The 25,251-nt window shown below is 57.0% G+C and carries 30 protein-coding genes, 3 tRNA genes and 1 pseudogene; 14 read left to right on the top strand and 20 right to left on the bottom strand.

Annotated elements, in window-relative coordinates; genetic code table 11:
• Positions 1-2: 2 nt before the first annotated feature.
• Positions 3-872 carry a pyruvate formate-lyase-activating protein gene (pflA, locus tag WG915_RS08525; protein WP_339564957.1) on the top strand — a complete coding sequence of 290 codons (870 nt, stop codon included), beginning with the start codon at positions 3-5 and terminating at the stop codon, positions 870-872.
• 82 nt (positions 873-954) lie between these two features.
• Here the strand turns inward: pflA and WG915_RS08520 are convergent, their stop codons facing one another.
• Together WG915_RS08520 and WG915_RS08515 are read right to left on the bottom strand one after the other, a co-directional pair.
• Positions 955-1,248 (bottom strand): winged helix-turn-helix domain-containing protein, encoded by a 294-nt coding sequence (locus WG915_RS08520; RefSeq protein ID WP_339564956.1) that lies wholly within the window; start codon positions 1,246-1,248, stop codon positions 955-957.
• Positions 1,245-1,658 (bottom strand): hypothetical protein, encoded by a 414-nt coding sequence (locus WG915_RS08515; RefSeq protein WP_339564955.1) that lies wholly within the window; start codon positions 1,656-1,658, stop codon positions 1,245-1,247. The genes WG915_RS08520 and WG915_RS08515 overlap by 4 nt, the downstream gene beginning before the upstream one ends.
• 109 nt (positions 1,659-1,767) lie before the next feature.
• Between WG915_RS08515 and acpS the strand changes: the two genes are divergently transcribed.
• Positions 1,768-2,136: a holo-ACP synthase AcpS gene (gene acpS / locus WG915_RS08510; RefSeq protein ID WP_339564954.1), complete on the top strand. Its 369-nt coding sequence runs from the start codon at positions 1,768-1,770 to the stop codon at positions 2,134-2,136.
• Between the two features lies 1 nt (position 2,137).
• On the opposite strand, the gene WG915_RS08505 is transcribed toward acpS, so the two are convergent.
• Together WG915_RS08505 and bcp are read right to left on the bottom strand one after the other, a co-directional pair.
• The gene (locus tag WG915_RS08505; RefSeq protein WP_339564953.1) at positions 2,138-2,764 is read right to left on the bottom strand and encodes a TetR/AcrR family transcriptional regulator; all 627 of its coding nucleotides are present in this window, start codon (positions 2,762-2,764) and stop codon (positions 2,138-2,140) included.
• 5 nt (positions 2,765-2,769) lie between these two features.
• Entirely contained in the window at positions 2,770-3,249 is a 480-nt protein-coding gene (gene bcp, locus WG915_RS08500; RefSeq protein ID WP_339564952.1) for a thioredoxin-dependent thiol peroxidase, read from the bottom strand.
• A 124-nt stretch (positions 3,250-3,373) separates the two neighbouring features.
• Here bcp and WG915_RS08495 point away from each other — a divergent pair, with 124 nt between their 5' ends.
• Complete coding sequence (locus WG915_RS08495) at positions 3,374-3,652, top strand: DUF3618 domain-containing protein (protein ID WP_339564951.1); 279 nt, start codon at positions 3,374-3,376, stop codon at positions 3,650-3,652.
• Positions 3,653-3,745: 93 nt separating this feature from the next.
• Here the strand turns inward: WG915_RS08495 and WG915_RS08490 are convergent, their stop codons facing one another.
• From WG915_RS08490 to WG915_RS08475, 4 genes and pseudogenes are all read right to left on the bottom strand, one after another.
• Positions 3,746-4,315: an isochorismatase family protein gene (locus WG915_RS08490; protein ID WP_339564950.1), complete on the bottom strand. Its 570-nt coding sequence runs from the start codon at positions 4,313-4,315 to the stop codon at positions 3,746-3,748.
• 63 nt (positions 4,316-4,378) lie between these two features.
• Positions 4,379-4,990: an isochorismatase family protein gene (locus tag WG915_RS08485; protein WP_339564949.1), complete on the bottom strand. Its 612-nt coding sequence runs from the start codon at positions 4,988-4,990 to the stop codon at positions 4,379-4,381.
• Between the two features lie 86 nt (positions 4,991-5,076).
• Positions 5,077-5,380: pseudogene (locus WG915_RS08480) on the bottom strand (hypothetical protein).
• 41 nt (positions 5,381-5,421) lie between these two features.
• Positions 5,422-5,494, bottom strand: a tRNA-Lys gene (locus tag WG915_RS08475).
• Positions 5,495-5,720: 226 nt separating this feature from the next.
• Here WG915_RS08475 and WG915_RS08470 point away from each other — a divergent pair.
• Positions 5,721-6,890 carry a L,D-transpeptidase gene (locus WG915_RS08470; RefSeq protein WP_339564948.1) on the top strand — a complete coding sequence of 390 codons (1,170 nt, stop codon included), beginning with the start codon at positions 5,721-5,723 and terminating at the stop codon, positions 6,888-6,890.
• On the opposite strand, the gene WG915_RS08465 is transcribed toward WG915_RS08470, so the two are convergent.
• The 4 genes from WG915_RS08465 to cmrA all read right to left on the bottom strand — a co-directional run bounded on the left by WG915_RS08465 (position 6,887) and on the right by cmrA (position 9,444).
• The gene (locus WG915_RS08465) at positions 6,887-7,603 is read right to left on the bottom strand and encodes a DUF305 domain-containing protein (protein ID WP_339564947.1); all 717 of its coding nucleotides are present in this window, start codon (positions 7,601-7,603) and stop codon (positions 6,887-6,889) included. The genes WG915_RS08470 and WG915_RS08465 overlap by 4 nt on opposite strands.
• A 273-nt stretch (positions 7,604-7,876) precedes the next feature.
• Positions 7,877-7,952, bottom strand: a tRNA-His gene (locus WG915_RS08460).
• Positions 7,953-8,001: 49 nt separating this feature from the next.
• Positions 8,002-8,637 carry an oligoribonuclease gene (orn, locus tag WG915_RS08455; protein ID WP_339564946.1) on the bottom strand — a complete coding sequence of 212 codons (636 nt, stop codon included), beginning with the start codon at positions 8,635-8,637 and terminating at the stop codon, positions 8,002-8,004.
• Between the two features lie 6 nt (positions 8,638-8,643).
• The gene (gene cmrA / locus WG915_RS08450) at positions 8,644-9,444 is read right to left on the bottom strand and encodes a mycolate reductase (RefSeq protein WP_339564945.1); all 801 of its coding nucleotides are present in this window, start codon (positions 9,442-9,444) and stop codon (positions 8,644-8,646) included.
• Between cmrA and WG915_RS08445 the strand changes: the two genes are divergently transcribed.
• From WG915_RS08445 to WG915_RS08435, 3 genes are read left to right on the top strand one after another with little or no spacing between them, the layout of a single operon-like run.
• Positions 9,443-9,580, top strand: coding sequence for a hypothetical protein (locus tag WG915_RS08445; RefSeq protein WP_339564944.1), 138 nt, complete (start codon positions 9,443-9,445; stop codon positions 9,578-9,580). The two genes, cmrA and WG915_RS08445, sit on opposite strands and share 2 nt — an antisense overlap.
• A 44-nt stretch (positions 9,581-9,624) precedes the next feature.
• Complete coding sequence (locus WG915_RS08440) at positions 9,625-10,137, top strand: CAP domain-containing protein (protein WP_339564943.1); 513 nt, start codon at positions 9,625-9,627, stop codon at positions 10,135-10,137.
• 46 nt (positions 10,138-10,183) lie between these two features.
• Positions 10,184-10,933 carry a DUF6882 domain-containing protein gene (locus WG915_RS08435; RefSeq protein ID WP_339564942.1) on the top strand — a complete coding sequence of 250 codons (750 nt, stop codon included), beginning with the start codon at positions 10,184-10,186 and terminating at the stop codon, positions 10,931-10,933.
• Positions 10,934-10,961: 28 nt separating this feature from the next.
• Here the strand turns inward: WG915_RS08435 and WG915_RS08430 are convergent.
• Positions 10,962-11,035, bottom strand: a tRNA-Arg gene (locus WG915_RS08430).
• 125 nt (positions 11,036-11,160) lie between these two features.
• Here WG915_RS08430 and WG915_RS08425 point away from each other — a divergent pair.
• From WG915_RS08425 to WG915_RS08405, 5 genes are all read left to right on the top strand, one after another.
• Positions 11,161-13,218, top strand: coding sequence for a cytochrome c oxidase assembly protein (locus WG915_RS08425; RefSeq protein WP_445227812.1), 2,058 nt, complete (start codon positions 11,161-11,163; stop codon positions 13,216-13,218).
• Positions 13,219-13,341: 123 nt separating this feature from the next.
• Positions 13,342-13,821 carry a single-stranded DNA-binding protein gene (locus WG915_RS08420; protein ID WP_339564941.1) on the top strand — a complete coding sequence of 160 codons (480 nt, stop codon included), beginning with the start codon at positions 13,342-13,344 and terminating at the stop codon, positions 13,819-13,821.
• A 90-nt stretch (positions 13,822-13,911) separates the two neighbouring features.
• Positions 13,912-15,582 carry an energy-dependent translational throttle protein EttA gene (ettA, locus tag WG915_RS08415; RefSeq protein WP_339564940.1) on the top strand — a complete coding sequence of 557 codons (1,671 nt, stop codon included), beginning with the start codon at positions 13,912-13,914 and terminating at the stop codon, positions 15,580-15,582.
• A gap of 173 nt (positions 15,583-15,755) precedes the next feature.
• Positions 15,756-16,247, top strand: a complete 492-nt coding sequence (locus WG915_RS08410) for an acyl-CoA thioesterase (protein WP_339564939.1) — start codon at positions 15,756-15,758, stop codon at positions 16,245-16,247.
• Entirely contained in the window at positions 16,244-16,864 is a 621-nt protein-coding gene (locus tag WG915_RS08405) for a hypothetical protein (protein WP_339564938.1), read from the top strand. Before WG915_RS08410 ends, WG915_RS08405 begins: the two co-directional genes overlap by 4 nt.
• A 2-nt stretch (positions 16,865-16,866) precedes the next feature.
• On the opposite strand, the gene WG915_RS08400 is transcribed toward WG915_RS08405, so the two are convergent.
• The 5 genes from WG915_RS08400 to pepN all read right to left on the bottom strand — a co-directional run bounded on the left by WG915_RS08400 (position 16,867) and on the right by pepN (position 22,020).
• A complete protein-coding gene (locus WG915_RS08400; protein ID WP_339564937.1) occupies positions 16,867-17,247 on the bottom strand; it encodes a globin in 381 nt (126 codons plus the stop codon).
• A complete protein-coding gene (locus tag WG915_RS08395; RefSeq protein ID WP_339564936.1) occupies positions 17,244-18,170 on the bottom strand; it encodes a mechanosensitive ion channel family protein in 927 nt (308 codons plus the stop codon). The genes WG915_RS08400 and WG915_RS08395 overlap by 4 nt, the downstream gene beginning before the upstream one ends.
• 18 nt (positions 18,171-18,188) lie before the next feature.
• A complete protein-coding gene (locus WG915_RS08390) occupies positions 18,189-18,674 on the bottom strand; it encodes a lipoprotein LpqH (protein ID WP_339564935.1) in 486 nt (161 codons plus the stop codon).
• A gap of 26 nt (positions 18,675-18,700) precedes the next feature.
• Entirely contained in the window at positions 18,701-19,360 is a 660-nt protein-coding gene (locus WG915_RS08385) for a lipoprotein LpqH (protein ID WP_339564934.1), read from the bottom strand.
• Positions 19,361-19,443: 83 nt separating this feature from the next.
• Positions 19,444-22,020 (bottom strand): aminopeptidase N, encoded by a 2,577-nt coding sequence (gene pepN, locus WG915_RS08380; RefSeq protein ID WP_339564933.1) that lies wholly within the window; start codon positions 22,018-22,020, stop codon positions 19,444-19,446.
• A 57-nt stretch (positions 22,021-22,077) separates the two neighbouring features.
• On the opposite strand from pepN, the gene WG915_RS08375 reads away from it, so the two are divergent.
• Complete coding sequence (locus tag WG915_RS08375) at positions 22,078-22,695, top strand: DsbA family protein (RefSeq protein ID WP_339564932.1); 618 nt, start codon at positions 22,078-22,080, stop codon at positions 22,693-22,695.
• Here WG915_RS08375 and WG915_RS08370 read toward each other — a convergent pair.
• Complete coding sequence (locus WG915_RS08370; RefSeq protein WP_339564931.1) at positions 22,688-23,362, bottom strand: HNH endonuclease family protein; 675 nt, start codon at positions 23,360-23,362, stop codon at positions 22,688-22,690. The two genes, WG915_RS08375 and WG915_RS08370, sit on opposite strands and share 8 nt — an antisense overlap.
• A gap of 52 nt (positions 23,363-23,414) precedes the next feature.
• Positions 23,415-24,635, bottom strand: coding sequence for a TIGR04053 family radical SAM/SPASM domain-containing protein (locus tag WG915_RS08365; RefSeq protein ID WP_339564930.1), 1,221 nt, complete (start codon positions 24,633-24,635; stop codon positions 23,415-23,417).
• Positions 24,636-24,729: 94 nt separating this feature from the next.
• Here WG915_RS08365 and WG915_RS08360 point away from each other — a divergent pair, with 94 nt between their 5' ends.
• The gene (locus WG915_RS08360) at positions 24,730-25,203 is read left to right on the top strand and encodes a ribose-5-phosphate isomerase (RefSeq protein WP_339564929.1); all 474 of its coding nucleotides are present in this window, start codon (positions 24,730-24,732) and stop codon (positions 25,201-25,203) included.
• The last annotated feature ends 48 nt before the right edge of the window (positions 25,204-25,251 follow it).

Below are 25,251 nucleotides of genomic sequence, written 5' to 3'. Positions count from 1 at the left end.
CTATGGCCGATGGCATTACAGGCGTAGTTCTCCTCGAACCCTCAGTCGGGGAGAAGGTCCGCGGCGTCGCTGCCGGAATCAGCGGAGGTGAGCTCCTCGAAACTGAAAACCGGCAAGAGTTGCTCGCAGCCCGCAGAACCGGTGACGTGGCGCTAATCCACTCCTGGGAGCTAGTGACTTCCGTGGATGGTCCCGGCACCCGCATGACGTTGTTCATGTCTGGTTGTCCGCTGCGCTGCCTGTATTGCCACAACCCGGACACCATGGAGATGAAGACCGGCACCTTGGAGCCAATTGAGGCTGTTTACAAGCGCATTAAGCGCTACAAAGCAGTGTTCAGTGCCTCCGGTGGCGGGCTGACCATCTCCGGTGGCGAGCCCCTTTTCCAGATTGCGTTTACCCGACGCTTGCTGAAGATGGTGCATGATGCGGGTATCCACACGTGCATCGATACTTCAGGTTTCCTAGGAACTCGCCTCACTGACCAGGATTTAGAGAATCTCGATCTTGTTCTGCTTGATGTGAAATCCGGTAACGAAGAAACCTACCAGCAGGTGACTGGGCGTCAGCTGCAGCCGACCATTGATTTTGGTGATCGACTCAGCGCGCTTGGAAAGCGAGTCTGGATCCGCTTCGTGGTAGTTCCAGGTTTGACGGATTCTGCGGAAAACGTCCAACAAGTTGTGGATATTGTTAGTCGCTGGAAAACAAACGTTGAGCGCGTTGAGGTCCTGCCGTTCCACAACATGGGAGCTGACAAGTGGCGGGAACTTGATATGCACTACAGCCTGACTGAAACTTCTCCGCCGACCGCAGAGAGCATGGCCGAAATTCGCGGAAAGTTCCGTGCGGCCGGATTTGAAGTCCACTAAAACCTTGGGTTAGGGAAGCAACAGCATCCGATGGAAAATCCATTGGGTGCTGTTGCTTTTTGCTGCTAGTTGTGACCGTGGGCTAGCCGGCAATCTCTCTAAGCGCCACTAGGTGGGCCTTCCATGCCTTAAGGCCGGCGCTGGTGAGAGACAATTTCGTTTGGGGCTTCTTTCCCACAAAGCCCTTCTTGATCTTTACGTATCCCAATTCTTCCAAAGCAGATGCGTGCTTCGACAACGTGGAATCAGTGGTAGCTATGTAGTCGCGCAGATCTTTGAATACCATGTAATCCACGCCAGACAGCGCAGCTACGAGGGAAAAGCGTAAGGGGTTTCCGAATGCTGGGTCGAGATCCAAACGTGGGTGCGAGCTCATCGGACTGTCCGATTCGCAATAGCTTCCCAGATAGGACCCGCAACGGCCAGCAATAGGAACGCAGTTGACAGCGACATCGCCACATTGAGGCTCGGTTCCAAGATTGTCGTGAGTGTCCATGTGACAGTCCAAAGGACCATCATAATTCCCCAGCGTTTGCTGAAGCCGCGGCGAGCTGCAGGCTGAATCATGGCGAAGACACCAATCATGGCAATGAAAGCCACCACCCAGCTAAGGCTGAGGATCATGGGAATGAGGGAATTTGGTGCCCAATGCTTACCCATGATGAAAAAGGAACCGGCTGCGCAAATAGCGACGTAAGTGATCCACACTGGGTTAAAGCTGCTTGCGCGATGGGCGAGAGAATCGGCGAGATGAATTTGTTCGCGGGCTTGGTCTGGAGTGGTCATGGAATGAGCCTTTCCTGGTCGAAGTGTTATCTCAACTATAGAAACAACTTTCCAGAATGGCAAGTACTTTCCGTAGGATAATGATGGAAAGTCTTTAAGCTTGGTTGCTATGCGTAACTTCGTTGGCATCGACCTCGTTCACATTCCCGGCTTCTCGGAGCAGCTCGCTCGGCCGGGTTCCCACTTTGGCGAGGTGTTTCATCCAACTGAGCTGCGCCGTGCGCTGGGCAAACCGAGCCGAGAACAGCATCTAGCGGGCTGCTGGGCCGCCAAAGAGGCCTTTGTTAAGGCGTGGTCCCAGTCGATGTACGGTAGGCCGCCAGTGGCTGCAGAAACGATCTGGAGTCAGGTGGTGGTGCAGCAGGATCAGTGGGGGAGGGTCCGCCTGCAGCAATCGCTTGTCGACGCCACCGTAGAAATCTCCATTAGCCACGATGGTGACTACGCCACGGCGGTGTGCGTGCTGGGTATCGAGTGACCTAAACCGTGGCGACGGCGAAGAGATACGCCACCAGCATTCTCTTGATCTCCACTACGGTCGCTTCGAAGGAATACTCGTCCTCTGTAGATTCGCGCACTGCGAAGTTCAGCAACGAGGTCACGGTGTGGATCAGAATGCCGGCCAACCCTAGCCGCATTTGTAGGGGAGTCCCGGGGGCGAGCGGCTGCATGACTTCCGCGATGATCTCCAGCATCTGCTTTTCCGTGGCCGCAGCAGTGGCGCGGGTCGCCGGAGTGGATTGGATTGCGTGCCACACGGCCCGCCGTGACGGGTCCTCACGCCAGAGTTTAGCGAGGTGGTCAATGAATTCGTCGAGGAATTCTGGCCATTGCAGCGCGGGTACACGCTGAGAGAAATTGTTCAGTTCTTCCACAATTGCCGCGGTATCTTCTCGGTCAAGTTCACAGATAAGTACGTACTTATTGGCGAAGAACTGGTAGAGCGTGCCGATGGGTACCTCAGCGCGCTTTGCTACTTCATCGAAAGTGAAGGACTCAAAACCGACGTCGACAAGCACTGCGCGCGCGGAAGCCAGAATGCGGCAGAACTTCTCGCGACTGCGTTGTTGTGCCGGACGGCGCCGGGGTACGAGGATCTCCGACATGGTCCCTATGGGGTCACATCCAATTCGCGGAGCACGCGGGCGACGTGGCCGGTGGCGCGCACATTGTACAGAGCAAGGCCGATGGTCCCGTCAGCCTCCACAAGGAAAGTGGAGCGAATGACGCCTTCGACGATCTTGCCGTAGTTCTTCTTCTCACCGAACGCGCCATAGGCCTTTAGGACTTCGCGATTCGGATCGGAAAGGAGCGGGAAGTTTAACCCATGATCCGCCCGAAACTTGGCCAGCGCTTCCGGCTTGTCTGGGGAAATACCCACGACTTGGATGCCGACATCATTCAGTGGTGCCAAGGAGTCGCGGAAATCGCAGGCTTCTTTGGTACAACCAGGCGTATTAGCGCGAGGGTAGAAAAATAGGACGACGCGGCTGCCAGCAAAGTCCTGCAGGGAGGTCGTGCCACCCTCGTCATTTGTGAGGCTGAATTCGGGGGCATTGGTGCCAGGTTCGAGTCGAATCGCTTCAGTCATATGTCCTACTTTAGCGTGCAGTAGCAGAAAGTCCTGCTGTGTATGCGCGAAATCTGCACGTCGACTACCTTTGACGGTAGAGTCAAAACGATAAACCGCACAACAATGAACCAGGAGATTCCTCGTGGCACGCAACATTGATGACATCCAGCGCGATATTGAGCGCACCCGACGTCAGCTCGCTAGCACGCTCGACCAACTCGCCGATCGCAGCCGTCCGCAGGCGCTCGTAGGAGACGCAAAGCGTTCCGCTGCGGATAAGGTACAAGAACCAAAGGTACAGGCAGTCCTGGGTGGCGCAGCTGCTGTTGTTGTCTGCCTGATTGCCCTCTCTGTCGCGCGTTCTCGCCAGAAGAAGCGCGATCTCAAGGAGATCCAGCGGATGCTCGCTGAGCGCGCTTAGTTCACAGCACAGTCAAAATGCCCAGCCGTATTAGCTGGGCATTTTTGTTGTGCTGTCTAAGGAATAGGGGACTCTTGGCCACCTAGTTCGGTGCTAAACCAATTCGGCTCCGGCTTCGCTGAGCTCATCTAACGCCAGCTGACCGTAATCTGCGTTGATTTGGGCTACTAGGTCTGTGAGTATCCGGACGCGGAATTTACGTCGGATTGCGTCCATCGCGGTTTCGCGCACCACAAAGTCAGTGGCTATGCCCGCGATATCAAGGTGGCTTATTCCCTTTTCGCGTAAGTAGTCCTCCAGCAACACACCGTTGCAGCTACCTTCAAACCCGGAGTACACCGGCGTGTACTGGCCTTTAAGGAATTCCGCATCTGGGGGAAGTTCCTGAAATGCGAGCTCGAGAGCCGGGTGAAATTCTGCCCCGAGGGTGCCCGCTTTGCAGTGGACTGGCCAGGTATCCACGAAGTCGGGCTTCTTGGAAAAGTGTGGACCGGGGTCAATATGCCAATCTCGAGTGGCCAGCACGTAGTCATAACCGTGATCGGACATGACCAGGTCCGCAATCTTCTCACCGACTAGATTGCCTCCTTCTGCCGGCAAAGCCCCGCCGGGGCAGAAGTCATTTTGAGTATCAACGATGAGAAGCGCGTGCTTGTTTTCCACAGAGTTAATAATATTTAAATCCCTTCGGCTTCCCGGTTGACAGGCCATCGTTTAAACAGGAAATTAGTTTTGTGAGCTGCCGTCGACCACGGTGGCACCTTCGCGAGCGATATCGCTGAGGGCAGCGACGCCGGTAGTTTCGGCAACTGCCGCCACGTAGTCAGTGAGAATTCGCACTACATAGCCGTTGGCTACCGCGTCAAGGGCTGTCGCCCGCACACAATAATCGGTTGCTATACCCACAATATCTACATTGGTGATGGCGTGTTCGAGCAGATATTCGTTCAGACTGGTGCCGTGATCGGCGCCCTCGAAACCAGAATAGGCGGCTGCGTATTCGCCTTTCCGGAAAACAGCATCGAAGGGATAGCCTTGGAGCGCGGGATGGAAGTCGGCGCCATCCGATTGCGCAACGCAGTGCACGGGCCAAGAATTCACAAAATCCGGGGCATCGGAGAAATGCTCCCCGGGGTCAATGTGCCAATCCTGCGTGGCGACGACAACAGCATAGTCATCCTGGTTGCTCAGCAGCGCTGCGATCTTCTTGGCTACGTTTCCACCTTCTTCGGTGGCAAGGGTCCCGCCGGGGCAGAAATCGTTCTGAACGTCAACCACTATTAATGCGCGGCTGACATTGCGCTGTTGTGGCGGTTTTGAATGGTTTGGACCGGTCATACTTCCTAAGTGTATTCACACAGGAAAGCTGTGGGGTAAAACAATACGTCCCCACAGCCAGTTACTAGGAATTCCTAGACTCCAATTCACGAGCTCGCCTCTGATACCAACTGCTGCGGAGCGGCGGCGATATCAAACACGTACCCCGCTTCATCGTGATCAAGGGGCTTAAGAGCATCCAGCTGGGATTGCAATAGCTCGTCACTGCCGTGTACGTGGACAAACTTCACGTCCGGGGCGAGGGTACGGATCTCGTCGCGATAGGAGCGCTTGAGCGCGCTACAACCGATGAGTCGCAGCCATCTTGTCGATGTTTGATTGTGGGTGTAGATCGTCACCCAATGCGTTGGAACGAAATCGGGGGTAGGGGGTAAAACAAAAATGCCCCAGCTAGTTTCAGTGAAAACCACTGTCTAGCTGGGGCCTTATTGTGCGCCATCAGGGACTTGAACCCCGAACCCACTGATTAAGAGTCAGTTGCTCTGCCAATTGAGCTAATGGCGCATGTTGATCGGGCTGGAACTAATGTTCTGGCCTCGTTGGCAACGAAGAAAAATATAACAGCTTCTAACGGTGCAAGTAAAATCGGCAGGTCAGAACGTGTTTTGGTGTTAGTGGTTACCCTAGCACGGGTTGATGTAGTTAAAAGGGTGTTTTGGGTAAGGTTTTCCTTTGTCGACGGTATAGATTCAATGACTGGAAAAGTATTGTGCTGAGGCGCGGAGGATAAATGGGAAAGTCCATCGCTGCTCTTGTAGTGGCCCTTGGTTTAGTGGTGTCGCTTGCTGGCTGCACAATTGATCGTGGTGCGGATTCGTCAAGTGCTGGTGAAACGGCGCAGGGAGATGGTACTGCGGCCGTCGAGAAGCTGGCGCCTGCGGTGTCTGTCGCGGATGGCGCTGAGAACGTGAGCCCTGCGGAGCCCATCTTGGTGAAAGCGCTAGAAGATGAGCTGGAAGAAGTCACGATGACTAATGAATCCGGCAAGGTGGTAGAAGGAAAACTTTCCGCAGATAAGAAAACCTGGGAAACCACTGAAGTTCTCGGCTACTACCGGACTTATACGGTAACCGCCACGGGATCTAACGGGACGGAAACCACTTCGACGTTCTCTACTATGAATCCGGCGGGAACGGCGTTTGTGTCGTTGTCTCCGCTGGAGGACTCCAATGTTGGTGTCGGTCAGACCATCGGCATGCGCTTCTCGACGCCCGTTGTGGACCGTCGCGCCGCGCAAGAGGCGATTACTATCACCACTGAGCCCAAGGTCGAGGGCGCGTTCTATTGGCTCAATGACTATGAGGTGCGTTGGCGTCCCGCCGAGTTCTGGCCTGAGGGCACAAAGGTGAAGGTTGATGCCAAAATCTACGGTGTGGACCTCGGTGGCGGTGTTTATGGCAGTGAAGATAACGCCACTAGTTTCAACATCGCCGCTGGTTACAAGGCTGTTGTTGATGACAACACCAAGACTATGACCATTTATGATGGCGCAAACGTAGTCAAATCAATCCCGGTTTCACTTGGATCGAGCCAATGGCCGACACCGAATGGCACTTACATCATCGGAGATTCGCACCAATCGATGGTCATGGATTCCACCACCTATGGCTTGGCTCTTGACGCTGGCGGCTACAAGACCACAGTGCAATACGCCACACAGATGAGCTATTCGGGCATTTTCGTGCACGCCGCCCCATGGTCGGTTTGGGCGCAGGGGAGTCAGAATACCTCGCATGGCTGCGTAAACGTCTCCACCGAAAATGCTGCTTGGTTCCAGCAGAACTTCAAGCGTGGCGACGTCGTCGTTGTGCAGAACACCCTAGGCGGCACCCTGTCGGGCTATGACGGCCTTGGAGACTGGAACATCCCATGGGGAGAATGGAAAGCCGGTAACGCTTAAACCTGCTGGGCCTCCGTAATGGAGGCCTTTTCCTTTTCGTACTCGTTTATGACTAGCTGGGCAGCTTCCTTCACCTCGGGGTGGAATCCTGCCGAGACATGGCTACGGGCTGATTCAACAGCGCCGTCTAGATTCGCTGAAACAAGCCCGAGGAAAGCATCGTCTGCAGCTTTACCCTCCAAAGAATTGAGGCTCTCCACCTGCTCGGCGGTCGGAATTCCTGCCGGATGTGCAGGGAAGACCGTTTGTGGATTATCAATGCCCCACGTTGTCAAAAGCTCGTTTTGCGGCTGAATTAGGTTCGACTGCTGAGCCTTAACTCGTTGCGCAATGGCCTTCCCTTTCTCGGAAGTTCCGCCGCGCGCCAGGTAGATTTCCGCGGCCTGTGCCATACGCTCTGCTCGGATGCTTGACTCAGCGACGTACTCCACGTCCGCGTTGTTGTAGTCCGTTTCGCGGGGGATGCCATCAACCGGGGTTGCGCTACGAGGCTCGTCGCTTTGAGTTGACGGGGTATCTGAACTCGTTTCGGCGACGGAGGTCTCCGGAGAAGCTGAAGAAGTGCTCGGAAGGCTTTCGCCAGGGGCAAGGGAAGTGATTGGCTTAGCGCCTGTGGATCCAGTGCTTTCCGGTGATCCGCCACAGCCACTAAGGGTGCCGGCGGAGGCGAGGCTCAATGCCGACACTAGGAGTGCAGTTGATCTTTTGTTCATCTGAAGTAACCCTGATCCCTTCCGTCGGTATACGTCTACGGTCGAACTTACCGAAGGCATCTACTGCGGACGACGGCTCCAATTAGATAGCAGGAAACAGTCAGTGTGTTGCCCGGCTTTTCTTAAACTAAAGGTGCGGGATTCGGTGGCGCTTCGGTGAGAGTCTTGGAATAACGCTCAGTTGTGCGTACCAACTACGATCGACCCACGCCGGAATCAACGCAAAAAACTAACCCCCTGAGCCGCATTTCTGCAGATCAGGGGGCATTTCTTTGGGGTGGCTGACGGGACTCGAACCCGCGACACCCAGGATCACAACCTGGTGCTCTACCAGCTGAACTACAGCCACCATCGCTGCAATTAAGCAGCGGAATTCATATTAACGCACTGCTAACAATTTACAAAAACCGCTGGTAGGCAGCTACTGATTCTTCGGCGCAGGAGGTAGCTTCCTCCGAGCTAGGGAGAGGGCTCGCGGTGAAGATGCTGCGACGATAGTAGTCCAATTCCCGAATCGATTCCACGATGTCCGCCAGTGCGCGGTGCGCCATCCCTTTGTCAGGTTGCGCGAAGTAGACCCGTGGATACCAGCGGCGAGCAAGCTCCTTGACGGAGGAAACATCCACCATGCGGTAATGCAGGGCTTCGTCAAGACGCGGCATGTATGCGCGGATGAAGGTGCGGTCAGTGGCGATTGAATTGCCGGCCAGTGGGGCGGGATGCGCCGGATCGCAATGTTCCGCAATGAGCGCCAGCACCGCATCTTCAGCATCGGCAAGGCTCAAACTCGAAGCCTGGATTTCTGGCAGCAGGCCGTTATCGGTATGCATGCCCCGAACATAGTCATCCATTTCGGCTAGTTCTGCCTCGGTGGCGTGGACAACAAGGTCAACGCCGGAACCCAGAATGTTCAAGTTGGCGTCGGTGACTAGGGCAGCAATCTCCACGATCACGTGGCGCTGTGGATCCAGTCCCGTCATCTCCAGGTCCACCCACACCAGGCGGTCGTTCTTGAAAGGTACTTCTTCGTGCACTTTGGTTTAGCCCATCTTCTTGTAGATTCCGCCGATGATCGGCGCGATAACCCGCGTTGGGGCGATATTAGTGACCACTTCCATGAGCTTGGCGAGCGGTCCCGGCACCACGCGTCGTTTGCCGGCGGCCATGGCTTCGAGTGTTTCGCGGGAGCAGGATTCGTAGGTGGTCCAGGCAGCGTCGGGAACAACTCGATCAACAATCGATTTCTGCTCTTCCGGTACTACTGCCTCCCGGACTGGCCCTGGTGCCAACAAGGTGCAGGTCACTCCGGAGCCGCGCAGCTCATAGTGCAGCGCCTCCGTGAACTTGTTCAGCCCAGACTTGGTGAAGATATACGTGGCGTTGTTGGGGATCACCATGTCTCCGGCCAGTGAACCAACGTTGCAGATTGCGCCTTCGTTTCGCTCGAGCATGCCGGGCAGCACTGCGCGGGTGAGTTCGAAGCATGCGGTGGCGTTGAGGTGGAACTGGGTGAGCTCGTAGTTCCAGTCCTGCTTCATGAACGGGCCGAAGGAGGCGATGCCGGCGGAGTTGATCAGAATTGAGATGTGCCGGTTGTCGATGGCTTCGATAAAAGCGCGGCGGGCGTCGTGCTCAGCGAGGTCGCACGCGTACACCTCAGCGGTGATGCCGTAGGTGCGCTGGAGCTCGTCGGCGAATTCCTGCAGCACGTCCTCACGGCGTGCGACCAGGATCAGGTTGTGGCCCATGGTGGCGAGGTCGCGTGCCATCGCCATGCCGATTCCTTGGCTTGCGCCGGTGACTACCGCACGGGCATCTGGGCTGGGGAGGGGAAGTGCCATGGTTCTCCTTATGGTTGACGGTTGGTCTTCATCTTACGGTGTTGCCTGCCGGGTGCTTATCGACGTCAATAGCCGCCTGCCGCCACCTAATTTCCTTGCTGGTGTAGAAGATCTGATAGCCAAGGCGCTAGGGTAAATAAAGATTCTTGCTCAACACACCATCCGAAGGCCTAACTTCCTATGACTTCCAGCTTCGCAAAAGTGCTTGTCTCCGCCACCATCATCGGTACCTCGGCGATACTAGCCCCGGCAGCGGGCGCACAAGTGGTCGGGAGTTCACAGCTGCCTCCGCTGCCAGTGATTCAGCTCCCACCTCTGAATATCCCAGGATTGCCGTGGCTGGCTGCACCGGCCCCAGCAGCCGGGAACAGCATTGTGGATACCCTGTTGGCGCAGATGAATGGCGAGCGCATTGGGCGTGGCCTGCAGCCGGTCCAGTTTGACTTCGGGCTCGCAGATAGCGCTTATGTGCACGCACAAGGCCAAGTGGCTAACCACACGCTGGATCACCAAGTTGGCGATTACTACGAGATCCTCGCGCGAGTTCCCAACCTCGGCATGGCCGTTCCGATGTGGATTGAATCCCCATCGCACCGTGACATCATGCTCAACGGCGACCTTTCTCGCGTGGGCATTGCTGCTGAGTATGACCATGCGTTGGGCAAGTGGGTTATCGTCGCTCGGTTCCTGTAGTAATTCACTCCTGCAATCATGACGCTGTGATGCTAGTCTCACGGTCATGATTCCGGAGATTAGGCGTGTTGGACAGCGATCAACCCTCGCGGCGCAGGCAAAGCAAGAAGCCTTCGGTGACTTCCTGGTAGCGCACTTGGGCGAAAACTACACCTGGGCATACGACGCTGGCACTTTGAGATTCGAATCCGATCGCGGTGTCATCCAGTGCGATACCTTCCCCGTGGCATCTGTAGCCGTAGAACCCGCCACCCTGTTGTGGCGCTGGCAGCCACTCGGAGACGATCCAGGTTTCAACCCCACCGCAGCTCACGGGTTCCGTTCCTTCGGCGAAGAACATGGCCTGAGCAGCTTTACCACGGAACAAGTGCCCTATGACGTAGGAGCCGAGCAAGTCTCCACCATCGTCCGCGTCTGCCACGACGTGATCGCCGCAGGTTATGAAATCTTTGGGTTAGGGGCGACCTTCTACTCCGCGCCATTCAATAAAGCCGGATCCCGACTGGTGCTGGCCTTAGAGAACTTTCGCGACGCCAACGGCCCACTCACCGTGCCGGTGCCGGAACTGAACGATGTGCTTCCGAAACTGGCGCGACTAGTTGCCGAAGTAGACGATGAAGAATGGTCCCTTGCCGGACTGGTACAACATTTCCCGATCGAAGACTGCGTCATTGAACGCTTCATTCCCGAACGTCGCACCGTTGCCACTTTCCAGCGCCGAGAGGGTGGGGAATTGGTAGTCACCGTAGAGCGGGACCAACACGGGTTTGTCAGCTATACCAGGGTTACGGGTTAAAAGACTCCTGAACTGGGAAAAGGAAAAGTCCCCCCTGCAGGATTCGAACCTGCGACCTTACGGGTAGAAGCCGTCTGCTCTGATCCGCTGAGCTAAGGAGGGAATTGGGCCAAAGAAGTATTTGGACCACTAGGGAACTTTACCGCAACGCCTGTGGGGGTTCTAATTCTCCCCGTGGTGTCGTACCACTTCGATGATTGCTGATGCCGCCGGTTAAGGTTGACGTTATGGCTACATCGGTTGATACGCACGCGTCGGCTGCGGATTCGCACATCCCCGAGCAGAAGTACAAGACCTCTACGTGGTTGTACATTTTGTTTGCGGCGACCGCGGGCGTCGTTGGCGCTATGATCTCGTGGGTCTTCCTAGGAGACTCGCTGGCAGCATTGGGTGTTCCGGATCCGGGACCCGCAACTACCGCGGGCCTGCCGTTCCTGCGGGCGGGCGGGCTCATGTTGGCGGCTTTGGCCATCGGTTCCTTCCTCAGCGCCACGTTCTTCATTAAACCGAATTCCACAGATCTGGTGCCCGCAAAGCTCAGCGTCGATGGTTCGATTGCTGCCCGTACGGGAGCGATTTCCTGCCTGTGCTTCGCATTGATCGCGCAGCTCATGGTTCCGATGTATCTTTCGGATGTCTCGGGAGAACCGCTGAAGAACACGATCAATCCCGTGAATTGGCCACAGGCGCTAGAGCTGGTGTCTACCTCGGTAGCCTGGCAGGTCACTGCTGGTTTCGCTTTTGTGACGGGCATTGCGGCGTTGACTACGTATCGGTGGATCATGCAGCCGGTGTTCCTGATTGGTGCGTTGCTGTCTATCGTCCCACTCGGCATGGAGGGGCACTCGGCAACAGGCGGCGATCACGACTATGGCACCAACTCCTACCTGTGGCACTTGGTATTTACCATGCTGTGGGTGGGGGGCCTTATCGCGTTGATTGCCCATGGGCGTCGCAAAGGCCCGCACCTGGATGTCGCGGTGCGCCGCTATTCTCACTTGGCGTTCGCTTCGGTGGTGGTGATGACCGTTTCCGGTTTGATCAACACCTCGATCCGCATGCATTGGAGTGATCTGCTTTCTACGGGTTACGGCTGGCTGATCCTGGCTAAGACCATCGGCGTGATTCTGCTCGCGTTGCTCGGATTTGTACACCGCCAGCTGACCATTCCGCAGCTGCCGAAGAACCCGGGTTTGTTCAGCCGCGTTGCCATCGTTGAGGTGCTGCTCATGGCGGCGGTCACCGGCGTCGCGATCTCGCTTGGACGCACCCCGCCACCGCCGCCACGCAATGTAGACCTGAACACGATGGACATTGAGCTCGGCTACAAGCTTTATCAAGAGCCCACGATTTGGAACGTGTGGACCATGTGGCGGCTGGATATCCTGTTCGGCGTGGCCGCGATCCTCATGGCCGTTGCGTATCTGTGGGCAGTGTGGCGCGTGCGTCGCGACGGCGGTACTTGGCCGCTTAACCGCACCCTGTGGTTCCTCTTGGGCTGCCTCGTGCTCTTCGTAACCGTGTGCTCGGGTATCGGTATGAACATGCCCGCAACCTTCTCGATGCACATGGTCGGCCACATGATTTTGTCCATGGGCGTTCCCATCGGTTGGGTCCTCGGTGGCCCTGTCACGCTTTTCCTCCAGGCGTTGCGTCCTTCGCCGGAGTTCCCCGGCCCCCGTGAGTGGCTCGAAGCTGCCGTGGATAATCCCTGGCTGCGCTTCTTGCTTCGTCCCGGTGTGAACACTATTCAGTTCGTCGTGCTGTTCTACATCATGTACCTGACGCCGTTGTACGGCATCATGATCGATGAGCACGCCGGACACGTCATCATGAATGTGGTCTTCCTCTGGTCTGGGTCGCTCTACTATTGGGACCTCATCGGCGTGGACAAGCGGCCGCAGGAGCATTCTCCGATGGAACGCATATTCTGGTTGACCTTCTCGATGCCGGTTCACCTGTTCTTCGGTGTCTACTTGATGATGATGACCGAGGTGCTCGGCCAATCCTTCTACGAAAACCTTGGCCTGCCGTGGCATGTGGATCTACTGCATGACCAGGTGGTCGGTGGAGCGATCTCCTGGGCTTCTGGCCAATTCCCGTTGTTGATCGTGTGGGCTGTCCTCATTTGGGAGTGGTTTGTTTATGACCGTAAGCAAACCCATGTCATGGAAGCCAATCCGACCGAACTCGAGGAAGACCTTGAGGCCTATAACGCGCAACTTGCCGCCTTTAACCAGGGCAAGGATCCGCTGCATGATTACTACAACTCCAAGTTCGACTGAGCATAGCTGTGGATAGCTGAGGTTATCCACAGCTGCACTGCCGTGCCTATCGACGCCTGCAACCATGCCTGCGAAAGTGTGCCCCGTACCTAGTTGCACATCTTTCGGGAGGACATCAATCACATGGCACAACACAGCGTCACCATCACCGGCAATATCATCACCACCCCCACTCTCAAGAAGCTTGATAACACGGCCGTTTATAAGATGCGGATCGCTGCTTCGCGCGCCGTAAAGGACGAGAAAGACGAGTGGCAAAACTTCGACCAGCTGTACATTTCGGTTGAGTGTTGGAACCAGCTGGCCGTCAACTGCAATGATTCGCTCTTCAAAGGCATGGCGGTGATAGTTACCGGCACGCTGCTCACCCATGAGTGGGTGGATGCGGAAAACAAGAATCAGTCGCGCATCGTGTTGCGTGCCAGCCATGTCGGCGTAGATCTGACGCGCCACGCTGTCCGGCCCGGAGTATTCACTCCGCTAAACCCACCGGCTGCCACAGAACAACCGGCAACCGTGACCGACGCCTCGGAGCAGGGCAATCAAGAAACGGAACTCGCTGGTGTTGGGGCCAGCGCCGGAGAAGAGGAGGTACCGTTCTAGCACTGCTGTGCAACACTGACCAACCCTGGTCTTTCCTGCGCCGTCATGTAACCTTTAGGGGACTATTTCTAGCAATAAATAAGGGGAAACATGGGCGAGTTCATCTACACGATGAAAAACGTGCGCAAGGCTCACGGCGACAAGGTCATCCTTGACAATGTCACTATGGCGTTCTACCCGGGCGCCAAGATCGGCGTCGTGGGTCCGAACGGTGCAGGTAAGTCCTCGATCCTGAAGATCATGGCTGGCATTGATCAGCCGTCGAACGGTGAGGCATTCCTGGATCCCGGCGCCACAGTGGGAATTTTGCTGCAGGAGCCACCGCTCAATGAGGAAAAGAACGTTCGAGAGAACGTCGAAGAAGGCCTCGGCGAGATCTTTGAGAAGAAGCAGCGCTACGAAGCCATCGCGGAAGAGATGGCAACCAACTACACCGATGAGCTCATGGAAGAAATGGGCAAGCTGCAGGAGGAGCTGGACGCCGCCGACGCTTGGGAGATTGATTCCAAGATCGAACAGGCGATGGAGGCACTGCGCTGCCCACCATCCGATTCTCCTGTGACCACCCTTTCTGGTGGTGAGCGCCGTCGCGTAGCGCTGGCTAAACTGCTGCTCTCCGAGCCTGATTTGCTGCTCCTCGACGAACCTACTAACCACCTCGACGCGGAATCTGTCCTCTGGCTGGAAAAGCACCTGGCTGATTACAAGGGCGCTGTCCTGGCTGTTACCCACGATCGATACTTCCTTGATCACGTCGCTGGTTGGATTTGTGAAGTGGACCGCGGCAAGCTTTACCCATACGAAGGCAACTACTCCACCTACCTGGAGAAGAAGGCCGAGCGTCTTGAGGTTGCCGGCAAGAAGGACCAGAAGCTGCAGAAGCGCCTGAAGGATGAACTCGCATGGGTTCGCTCCGGCGCTAAGGCACGTCAGGCGAAGAATAAGGCTCGTCTGGATCGTTATGACGAGATGGTAGCGGAGGCCGAAAAGTACAAGAAGCTCGACTTCGAAGAAATCCAGATCCCGACCCCACCGCGCCTGGGTAACCAAGTTGTTGAGGTGAAGAGCCTGGAAAAGGGCTTCGATGACCGGGTACTGATCAAGGACCTGTCTTTCACCTTGCCGCGTAACGGCATCGTTGGCGTCATCGGTCCGAACGGCGTGGGTAAATCCACCTTGTTCAAGACCATCGTTGGGCTAGAGCAGCCTGATGACGGCGAGGTCATTGTCGGCCAGACCGTCAAGCTCTCCTATGTCGACCAGGGCCGTGAGAACATTGACCCAGAAAAGACAGTGTGGGAGGTCGTATCTGATGGCCTCGACTACATCGTGGTCGGCCAGAATGAAATGCCATCCCGCGCTTACCTGTCCGCCTTTGGTTTCAAGGGCCCGGATCAGCAGAAGCCGGCGAAGGTCCTTTCCGGTGGTGAGCGCAACCGCCTCAACTTGGCGTTGACGCTCAAGCAGGGTGGCAACCTGATCCTCCTCGACGAGCCGACAAATGACCTTGACGTGGAAACCCTCGGCTCCCTGGAAAACGCACTGCAGAACTTCCCAGGTTGCGCCGTGGTCATCTCGCACGACCGTTGGTTCCTGGACCGTACTTGTACCCACATCCTCGCCTGGGAAGGCAACGTGGCGGAAGGACAGTGGTTCTGGTTCGAAGGTAACTTTGAGGACTACGAAAAGAACAAGGTCGAGCGCCTCGGCGCAGACGCGGCACGCCCGTCCCGCGTTACGCACCGCAAGCTGACTCGCTAAGAAACACGCAGGAAGTGCCGTTCTCCGTTATGGGGGAGCGGCACTTTTGTCGTCGAAAAGCGATGCGCCGCCAAGTAGTTTCCCCCTTAAAAGTAGTACTACCGGCATACTCGCATGAAAGGCATTAGGCTGGTTATGTTAAAGAATTTCCTGGACGCAATGCGGAGGTAACAATGGCAGAAGCATCGGAAAACCGACTGAGTGCCGGACCAATTCACATCACCAAGATCCCTGTTCGCTGGGGTGATTTTGATCGTTTCGGGCACATCAACAATGCTTCTTACATTGAGTTGGCGCAGGAAGCCCGGTCTATCTTCGCGATGGAGGAGTTCGTTGAACTCGGTCACGCCATGCCAGCGGCCTTCGTCCGCTCGATGAAGATTGACTACCTCAGTGCGATCATGCCGGACACGATGGAAGTGATCGTTGAGACTCAGGTCGTACGCATCGGCAACACCTCCTTCACCACGGTGCAAAACGTGAAAGATCGGCACGGCTCCATCGCCTGCGTCGTCGAGTGCGTGCAGATCATGGTGGATTTGCAGAGCGGGCGCCCCCGCCCGATCGAAGAACATGAGCGCAAGATCCTCGCCAATGTGTCCGCGCCGGATGCTGCCCTCGCTGCAGGAAGCAAACCAGAAGCAGACCAAGAAGACCAAGAGTGACTGAGACATTAAGGGTAAGCGGCGGAGCAGGCGGTCTGCGCACTCTAGTGCAACGCGCTGAACAACTAGATGCACAGGCCTTGGTGCGGTTTCAGGCTGTCGCTGCGGGGCGTATTGATGCCTTTGTCACCACGCCCTTCCAAGTATTCGCTGCACGGCGCATCATCGGCCAGGTCAGCCGCGACAAATCAGTCTTCAGTGCCCAGACAGTCCTCACCGCACTGGAGACCGGCGAGCTCGGCCAGTCCATGGACGCAGCTTGGCCAGGCGCGCTGCCACCCAAAGATAATTGGGTTGAGCTCGATGTTATTCCCGTGGACATAGTCCACCGGCTGGCAGATCAAGGGCGCGACCTAACGCGCCAGTTCTCCGGCCCGTTGGGTCCCCCGAAGTCTTTGCTGGATCAGAACGTACTCGCGGTGTCGGGGCACGGACACACCGCCGAGGTTACGATGCGCGCCATCTTCACCTGTACCGCGCTGGGTTTGATCCCCAGCATTGGCGCGCGTGCCGACGTCCCTCGCCACCTCCGGGTAGCCAAAGCGGGACGCTGGGTGCGTATTGATGCCCCATTCGGATCCGTCTATGAATCGGACGGGCTGAATCTCTTCGCGTGAGCTTAAGGCGCCCGATTGATCAGCATCTCCGCTACTCGAACCATGTGGTCCCACATCGCAGTGCGGTGCGCATCATCCAATTCTGAGGCTGGGATGGTGTCGAGGGCCTCCTGCATTATGGCAAGCCAGCGTTCAGCTTCCGGCATGCCGATAGCGAAGTGCGCGTGCCGCATCCGCAGTCGCGGATGGCCGCGCTGCTCACTGAAGGTTTGTGGCCCACCCCAGTATTGGGAAAGGAACCACTTCAGCCGGTCTTCGGCGCCCTCCCAGTCATCTTCTGGGTACATCGGGCCGATGAGGTCATCGCTGCGCATTCGCCGGTAGAACTCGGCAACGAGCTTGTTGAAGGTCGCCTCGCCACCGACTTCTTCGTAGAAGGTCATGAGTTTTCGCTTTCGGATTCCAGGAGCTGACGTCGATAAGCATAAGGCGGTTTGATGCCGACCTCGTTGAGCGACGGAATGACGCGCGCGAGCATTTCGCGCTGGACAAACCACTGCTTGCCCGGCTTTGTCTTCATATGAACACGGATGATCATGTGGTCCAATTTGATGGCGTTGACACCGTCGAGGACCGGTTCTTCCAAGATGGAGGCCTTGATGTCCTCGTCCTCGGCTACCGCCCGCGCCACGGAGAGAATCGTGTCCTTGGCCAGGGCGACGTCATTGTTCAGTGCGATCGGAACGTCCACGCGGGCGATAGCGTAGCCCTGGCTGAAGTTGCCGATGCGGAGGATTTCGCCATTGCGCACGAACCACAGGGTGCCATCGATATCGCGCAGTGTAGTCAGTCGCAGGCTGACGTCTTCCACGGTGCCGGAGAGCTCGCCGACGTCAATAGTGTCACCGACGCCGTACTGATCCTCGATGAGCATGAAAACTCCCGAGAGGAAGTCTTTGACTAGGGATTGTGCGCCAAAGCCGAGCGCTACGCCGACGACACCAGCGGAGGCGATGATGGGTGCGACATTCACACCGACTTGGTCCAGGATTGCCACGATCGCCCACAACCACACGAACAAGGCGAGCGCAGAGCTGATCACGGCACCAAGGGTGCGGATCCGGGCATCGCGCCGCGGATCACGCTTCACAGCCGAGTTCTTTTCGCCGGGACGGCGCGGGCCGATATTGGGCATTCGCGGGGGAGTATCGATGGTGTGCTGCACAACGCGGCACACCACGCGGTGAAGGATCCAGTTCGCGATTGCCGCGATAACCAGGATCAACGCGATTTGCGCGGGGCGTTGCACCAGCCACATTTGTGTCTCGGGATTTGACCACCAGTTGCTAAATACGTTTGAGTCCACGGGCCTAGGCTAGCTGAATCAGATGCACTCTGCGGTGATCACAAAAGTCATCTGGATCTTCTTATTCGAAGTGCCCTGCACACGGGTGCCTTCCGCCTTACCAGTGACGGTGGTAACCCCATCGGTGGTGGAAATCTCTACCGGCACCGAATAGTCGGTGAACTCGACGTTGTCTTCCGCGTCTGCGATAGATAAGGCTTTGACACCACGCTCATCCATGATGACGCTGGCAGCGCTCTTTGAAGGCATATCGCCTACGATGATCGTTCTGGTGCCTTCATGGGTGGCACAGACCGCGCTCGTACCAGTGGGAAGGATCTGGTAGCCGTTGAGAAAAGCAGAGCCGGTGGTGCTCACCTCTTGTGTGCTGTTCGTGGGGATGATGGGTGCAGCAGGCTTATCGACGTCCCCAGGTGTGCTTACTTCCTGGTTCGTGCATCCAGTAGCAGCAAGACAGAGCGTCAAGCTGAGAAGTGCGAAACGAGTGGCCTGGGACATCTTCATGTTCCCAAGCCTATCGTGCCGTCTCCCTAAGGGCAGGTAACGGTGGCTTCAATCTTCTTTGCCACCGGTCGTTCCTTCTTCCGCGAGTCTTGGAAGTCAGCTTCGCCGCTAAAGGTGTAGGTGTTTCCGCTCTTGGTCATCTTCACCTTGCTTGGGTTCAGCTCGTTGCTGCCGCGTAGCGTGCCTTGCTGCATGGCCAACATATCCAGTTCGCCGTTCTTGAGTACCGCGCCGAAGTAGCTTCCCGCGCGATCGTAGTACTCGATACCCTTAGAGTTCACTCCGACGCCAAAATCCTCACCTTGGGTTACACATACGACGTCGAAGCCATCTCGAACGAAGGTTTCCCCATCGACTTTGACTGAGTAGGTACCTGCCCCGCGCGACTTAGTTGCCTGGGAGTCCCGTGGTTCGCTGGTTGAGGTGGAGCTCCTAGTGCTCGACTTCGGGGTAGTGGTTTTGCTGGTGCTGCTTTTGGTGCTGGTAGCTGTGGCGCTGGTGGATGTCTCAGAAGAGGTCGGCTGCGCATCCTCGGACGGTGCTGCCGCATCTGGGGTGGGCTCACTCATTCCGAGGTCTTCTTTTGCTGCTTCAGTGAAGCCGGTAACAAATGAATCGACGGCGCCGCAGCCCGTCAAGGAAACGCACAGCGCGGCTGCGGCAGCAACCTTCAAGAACTTCTTCATAACAATCAACTCCCATGGACTCGGTGTTTTTGGTGTGTACATCCACTTAGAGTCCAGGGGAGTTGCTTTTGTTCCCGAAGATCTTAAAGAGCGTCGACCTTTCGGTTGCGCAGGGCGCGGGCGATGCGGTCGCGGTGCTCAGACACCAAGCGAGTCAGGCCGGCTGCGTGCTCGCCGGTGAGGAATTCGTCGGCGCGGCGCAGTCCCTCCGGCGAAACATCCCAGGACGGGAACAGCCCTCCGAGCGTTGCCAGTGCAATCTCGGAGGAAGCGGCAGCCCAAAACTCGTCGGCAAGCTCGTAGTAGCGTTCGTTGAATTGGGTCAGGTTTTCGGCAGCACCAACGAAGGTGAGGCCTTCGATCTTGTGGCGGGAAGCGAGATTTGAGAGCCCGTGGGAAAGATCCGTGACCTCAGTGAACACCGCCTGCTTGTTGGCTGCGGTATTGATGGCAGCCTCGGCGCGCCAAGCAGAATTCTGACCGGTGGCAGACTGATCGCGTTCTCGCTCAGCCGCAATCGCACCCGGAGCATCGGCAACGTCACCGGTCGCGATCAGCGCGGTAAGTGCTGCCCACCGCAGGTCTGCGTCAATCACCAAGCCTGCCGGGGCCGCGCCGGCTAGGACTTCACGGAAGAAGGTGATTGCGGCGCTGTTCGGTCGGACCTTGGCCAAGGCTTGTGCGAAGGCTAACTGGAAATCCGAACCCGGTTCTGCCGAGCTCACACCCGCAAGGAGTAGCTCGGCTAGCTTTTCTCGGCCAGTCTCCTTAGCCCAGGCCGGATCAGCATAGGTCTCTACAGCAGTCGTGGCCTGGGCCAGGATCCGCTCGAGCACTGCAATCTCAGTTTCAGCAGCAGCGCCAGCCGAGACTAAGGAAAGAAAATCGCGGGCCTTCATCTCGCCGGCGCGGGTCATCTCCCAGGCCGCAGACCAGCACAAGGTGCGGGCCATGGGGTCCTCGATGCGTGCGATGTTTTCCACCACGAAGTGCAGCGAATCCGCATCCAGGCCCATGAGGCAATAGGTGAGGTCTTCGTCATTAACCAACACCAAATCTGCGGCAGGCTTGCCGACGAGCTCTGGAACCAATGTTGTAGCGCCCGCAACGTCAAGTTCAATGCGATTGGTGCGGACGACTCGGCCGTCGATAAGCGAGTAGAGGCCCACGGCGACGCGGTGCGTTCGCAGCTCACCCGCGCCGGGCTGTGCGCCCTCCTGCGCGACAGCGAAAGAATCGTAGCGGCCATTGGTTACGGTGTAGCTCGGGGAGAGCTTGTTGATGCCGGTGGTCTTGAGCCACTGGTCTGCCCAAGTAGACAGATCTCGGCCGGAGGCCTGCTCGAAGGCAGCGAGGAGATCGTCAAAAGTGGCGTTCCCGAATGCATGCCCGGCGAAGTGTCGGCGAACGCCTGCCAGGAAGGCCTCGCGACCGACATAGGCCTGCAGCTGCTTGAGTACCGACGACCCCTTGGCGTAGGTGATGCCGTCGAAGTTTTGTTCCACGGTTTCAATGTCAGTGGCATCGGCGAAAACTGGATGTGTGGAGGGCAACTGGTCCTGTTGGTAAGCCCAGGACTTTTCCACGTTGGCGAAGGTGACCCATGCGGTGTCATATTCGGTTTCTTCGGCCTGAGAAATGCAGGCGGACCAGGTGGCGAAGGACTCGTTAAGCCACAGATCATCCCACCACTGCATGGTGACGAGGTCGCCGAACCACATGTGCGCCATCTCGTGCAGAATGGTTTCTGCGCGGCGTTCGTAACGGTAGCGGGTGACCTTGGAGGTGAAGACGTATTCATCGCGGAAGGTCACGCAGCCAGCGTTTTCCATCGCCCCCATATTGAACTCGGGGACGAAGAGCTGGTCATACTTCACAAAAGGGTAGGAGTAACCGAAGTTGCGGTGGTACCAGTCAAAGCCCTGCTTGGTCTCGGTGAAGAGTCTGTCCGCATCTAAGGATGAAGCGATGGAGGCGCGGCAGTAAATCCCCAAGGGGATTTCCAACTCCAGAGGCCGATCGGCTGGGGTTTCGGGATGATGCGTGAGCTGGCCCCGCCAAGTGTCTGTCACCTCGTGGTACGGGCCGGCGCATACGGCGATGAGGTAGGTAGAGATGGGGTAATCTACCTCTGCCTTGTGGCGGAGCGCTTCGCCATGGGCTTCCACAGTTGTGGCAGCGTTAGTGATCAGCTTCCAGTCTTTCGGGGTCAACGCTTCAATGCTGTAGGTGGCCTTCAGATCCGGTTGGTCGAAGCAGGCAAACATGCGCTTAGCGTCCGCAGTTTCGAACTGAGTGTAGAGATATGGTTTGCCGTCAGCGGGGTCGACGAAGCGGTGTAACCCCTGGCCAGTGTGAGAATAGGGGATGGTTGCGTCCACCACGAGGGTGTAAGTTCCCGGCTGCAGGTTTCGCAGCGCCAGGCCGTCTTCCGGAGAGTAGTGCGCTTCATAAGGCGCGCCGTTCAACGTTGCGCTGAGCCGGTCGGCGCGAATATCGATGAAGGTGTCACCCGCTTGATGCGCCGTGAACTCGACAGTGGTGACGGATTCGAAGGTGTCCGCACTGCTAGTGAGATCCAGCTGGATTCCGTAGTGCTCCACTTTCAGCAGCTCACTGCGCTGTTGCGCTTCGGCCCTGGTCAAATTGATAGAAGTCATGGTGTCCTTTCTCTACAATCGGACTCCAATGTACTCGGGTGTTAGGAGCTGGTTTTCATGACTTCACAGGTGACTTTTTGGTTTGATGTGTCCTGCCCGTTCTGCTGGATTACCTCCCGCTGGATCAAGGAAGTAGAGCAGGTGCGCGACATCAAGGTGACATGGGTGCCGATGTCCTTGTCCGTGCTTAACGACGGCCGGGACCTCGATCCGGAGTACATGAAAATGATGGAAGCAAACTGGGGTCCTGCTCGCGTATTTGCGGCAGTGGCCACCGAGCATCCCGAGGCTGTTGACGAGTTGTACACCGTCCTCGGAACCAAGATCCATGATGAAGGCAACGGTGGGCGTACCGGCTTCGGCGGTTACGACGACCTCCTCGCCCCGGCATTGGAGCAGGTCGGCCTGCCCGCCTCGTTAGCCGAAATTGCGAACACTACCGAATGGGATACGCAGCTGCAGGAATACCACGCGGGCGCGATGTCTGCCGTGGGGGACGAGGTCGGGACCCCAGTGGTCAAACTGGGGGAGACCGCATTCTTCGGTCCCGTGCTGACGCGAATTCCACGCGGGGAGGATGCCGGCCAGATTTTCGATGGTGCCGTGGCACTTGCCGGGTACCCACACTTTTTCGAGCTCAAACGCACTCGTACCGAGCGACCAAAGTTTAGCTAGGTTTTGAAGGGCACTCCGCCAAAATCCGATGGAGGGCTGCCTTCTCAGGCGGGGTTACCCAAAGCCGATACTTGGCCTTTACTGCTACCTGCCGAGCCGCGTACTCGCAGCGAAATTCCTTGTTAGCCGGGAGCCAGGTCGCGGCATCGCCGTCGCTTTTCTGTTTATTCGCTGGCCCGGCGACAGCCAACAGGTTGAGTGGATCATTAGCAAAGACCTGGCGTTCCTCGCTAGTGAGCTGTTGCGCGCCGGTTTGCCAGGCGTTGGAAAGAGCCACCACATGGTCAATTTGCACGTCGGCGGAGGTGCCGTCGCCCCGCACAAAGTTGATTTCGCGCGCAGTGTACGGGTCACGCAGGAGGCCGGTTAGTACAACACAGTCGTGCGTGCCCTGCTTGAGGGTTGTGTCGCTTAGGTCCCGTTTCAAAATATCGTTGCGGGTGTCGCACCCATTGTGCCCAAACTCCACATTGACGTCATCGTTCCAATGTGGGAACTCTTTCCGACTATATCCAGTTTTGGGTGCGCGTCCTTTGACAGCTAAGGAGTCCAAAACCTGCATGCTTGTCGACGCCCCTGGCGCTGCTGCTAGGTCGCCAGGTGCTGCCGGAATAGCTAACCCACAGCTGGCAAAAATTGCGGTGAGGAAAGCGACGAGGCGACGCACGAGAGATAGCTCCTTCAACAACTTAAAAAGGAGCTAATGATAACTCACGTGGCTAGTGGTGTGCGGCGGACGCCTCTGCGGATCGCGCTACTGTAAGCGGTATCTCAACCGTTTGGGTTATCTCATCGGTTTCGGTTCCGGTCCATGCTGGTGGCACATACACGCAGGTAGGGTCGGATGCGCTGATATCGCCGGTGAGGGCATAGGCGGTGGAACGAGAACCGCCACAAACATCGTGAAACTCGCATACCGAGCACTTACCGTGCCAATGATCAGGGTCACGCAGCATCTTAAACACTGGCGAGTCGGTGTAGATGTCGTGGAAGTTCTGGTTTTTCACGCTGCCACAATGCAGTGGTAGGAATCCGTTTGGATACACATCGCCGATATGGTCAATAAAAGCAAAGCCTGAGCCGGAATTCACAGCCATGGGTGCACGCGGTGGGCGTGGTTTTGCTGCGACAGCGCCGAGGAGCTCAGCAGTCTTGGCGGTGAGCTCCTGATAAAGTTCGCCACCCTCGTAATGCACGCCATTTTGGTTTTGGATCACCACTCGTCGATACTGTGGCGCCTCGGTGGTTTTGATCGCAATGCGATTAGACACATCTGCCAGCCAGTGCAGCACATCCTCCCGTTCAACGGGATCTAGAGCGTTGAGTGCGGCGCCGCGACCTGTTGGGACAAGGAAGAAGACGTACCACATCTTGGCACCCATCTCCATGACCTTCTTCAACAGGGCAGGGGCCTCGTGGATGTTCTTCTTGGTCAGCGTGGAATTGATCTGGAGCCGGAAGCCTGCTTCGTTGATCACTGGAGCCATCGCGACGGTTTGATCGAAGGTGCCCGAAAAGCCGCGGAATGCGTCATGAGTCTCGGGGGTTGCGCCGTCGAGAGACATCGACATCGCTTTGCCGCCCGCCTCTCGGAGGGCCTGTACCCGCTCTGGAGTGAGCTTGGGGGTGACAGAAGGGGAGAGGGAGACGTTGAGCCCTAACTCGGTGCCATAGCGCGTCAGCTCTTCAAGATCCCCGCGCTCGAAAGGGTCGCCACCGGTCAGTACGACGAGCGGACGTGGCTTTTCGTAGCTCGCCAGGTTTTCCAGCAGGCGCTTGCCTTCCTCGGTGCTGAGCTGCAGTGGATTCGGTTCGTGCTGGGCGTCTGCGCGGCAGTGCTTGCAGACGAGGGCGCAGGCGCGGGTGACCTCCCAAATCACGATGAATGGTTTGGTGTTGATGTCGTGCCGAACAGTACGGACTACGGGTGCGTGAGCCACGTCAAAATCTCCTATAAGCAGGGTGTTATCAACGACGGTAGTGTTCACCACCACGATTAGTCCAACTTTGTGACGAACAACTACAATGGATGCTATGCGCGTATACCTAGGAGCGGACCACGCAGGGTTCGAAATGAAGAACGTTATTGCCGAGCACCTCAATGGCCTTGGCCATGAGGTCATTGACTGCGGCGCCCATACCTACGATGCCGACGATGATTACCCAGCATTCTGTATCGAAGCAGCCTCTCGGACCGTCAACGATCCAGGCTCATTGGGAATCGTTCTTGGCGGCTCCGGTAATGGTGAGCAGATCGCCGCGAACAAAGTTAAGGGTGCCCGATGTGCACTCGCATGGTCACCTGAAACTGCCCGGTTAGCACGCGAGCACAACAATGCGCAGCTGATCGGCATCGGCGGACGCATGCATTCCGAGGAGGAAACCCTCGCCATTGTCGACGCCTTCCTAGATCAGGAGTGGAGCCAAGCAGAGCGGCACCAGCGTCGCATCGATATCCTGGCCGACTATGAAAAAACCGGGATTGCCCCGGCACTGCCAACGGAATAGGCGCAAAGCTAAAGCCTCGCAACCAGTGCGGTTGCGAGGCTTTCTTAT

Source organism: Corynebacterium sp. H128 (genome assembly GCF_037482625.1).
In the GTDB taxonomy this organism is placed as follows: domain Bacteria; phylum Actinomycetota; class Actinomycetes; order Mycobacteriales; family Mycobacteriaceae; genus Corynebacterium.
This window is presented reverse-complemented; position numbering and strand designations above follow the sequence as displayed.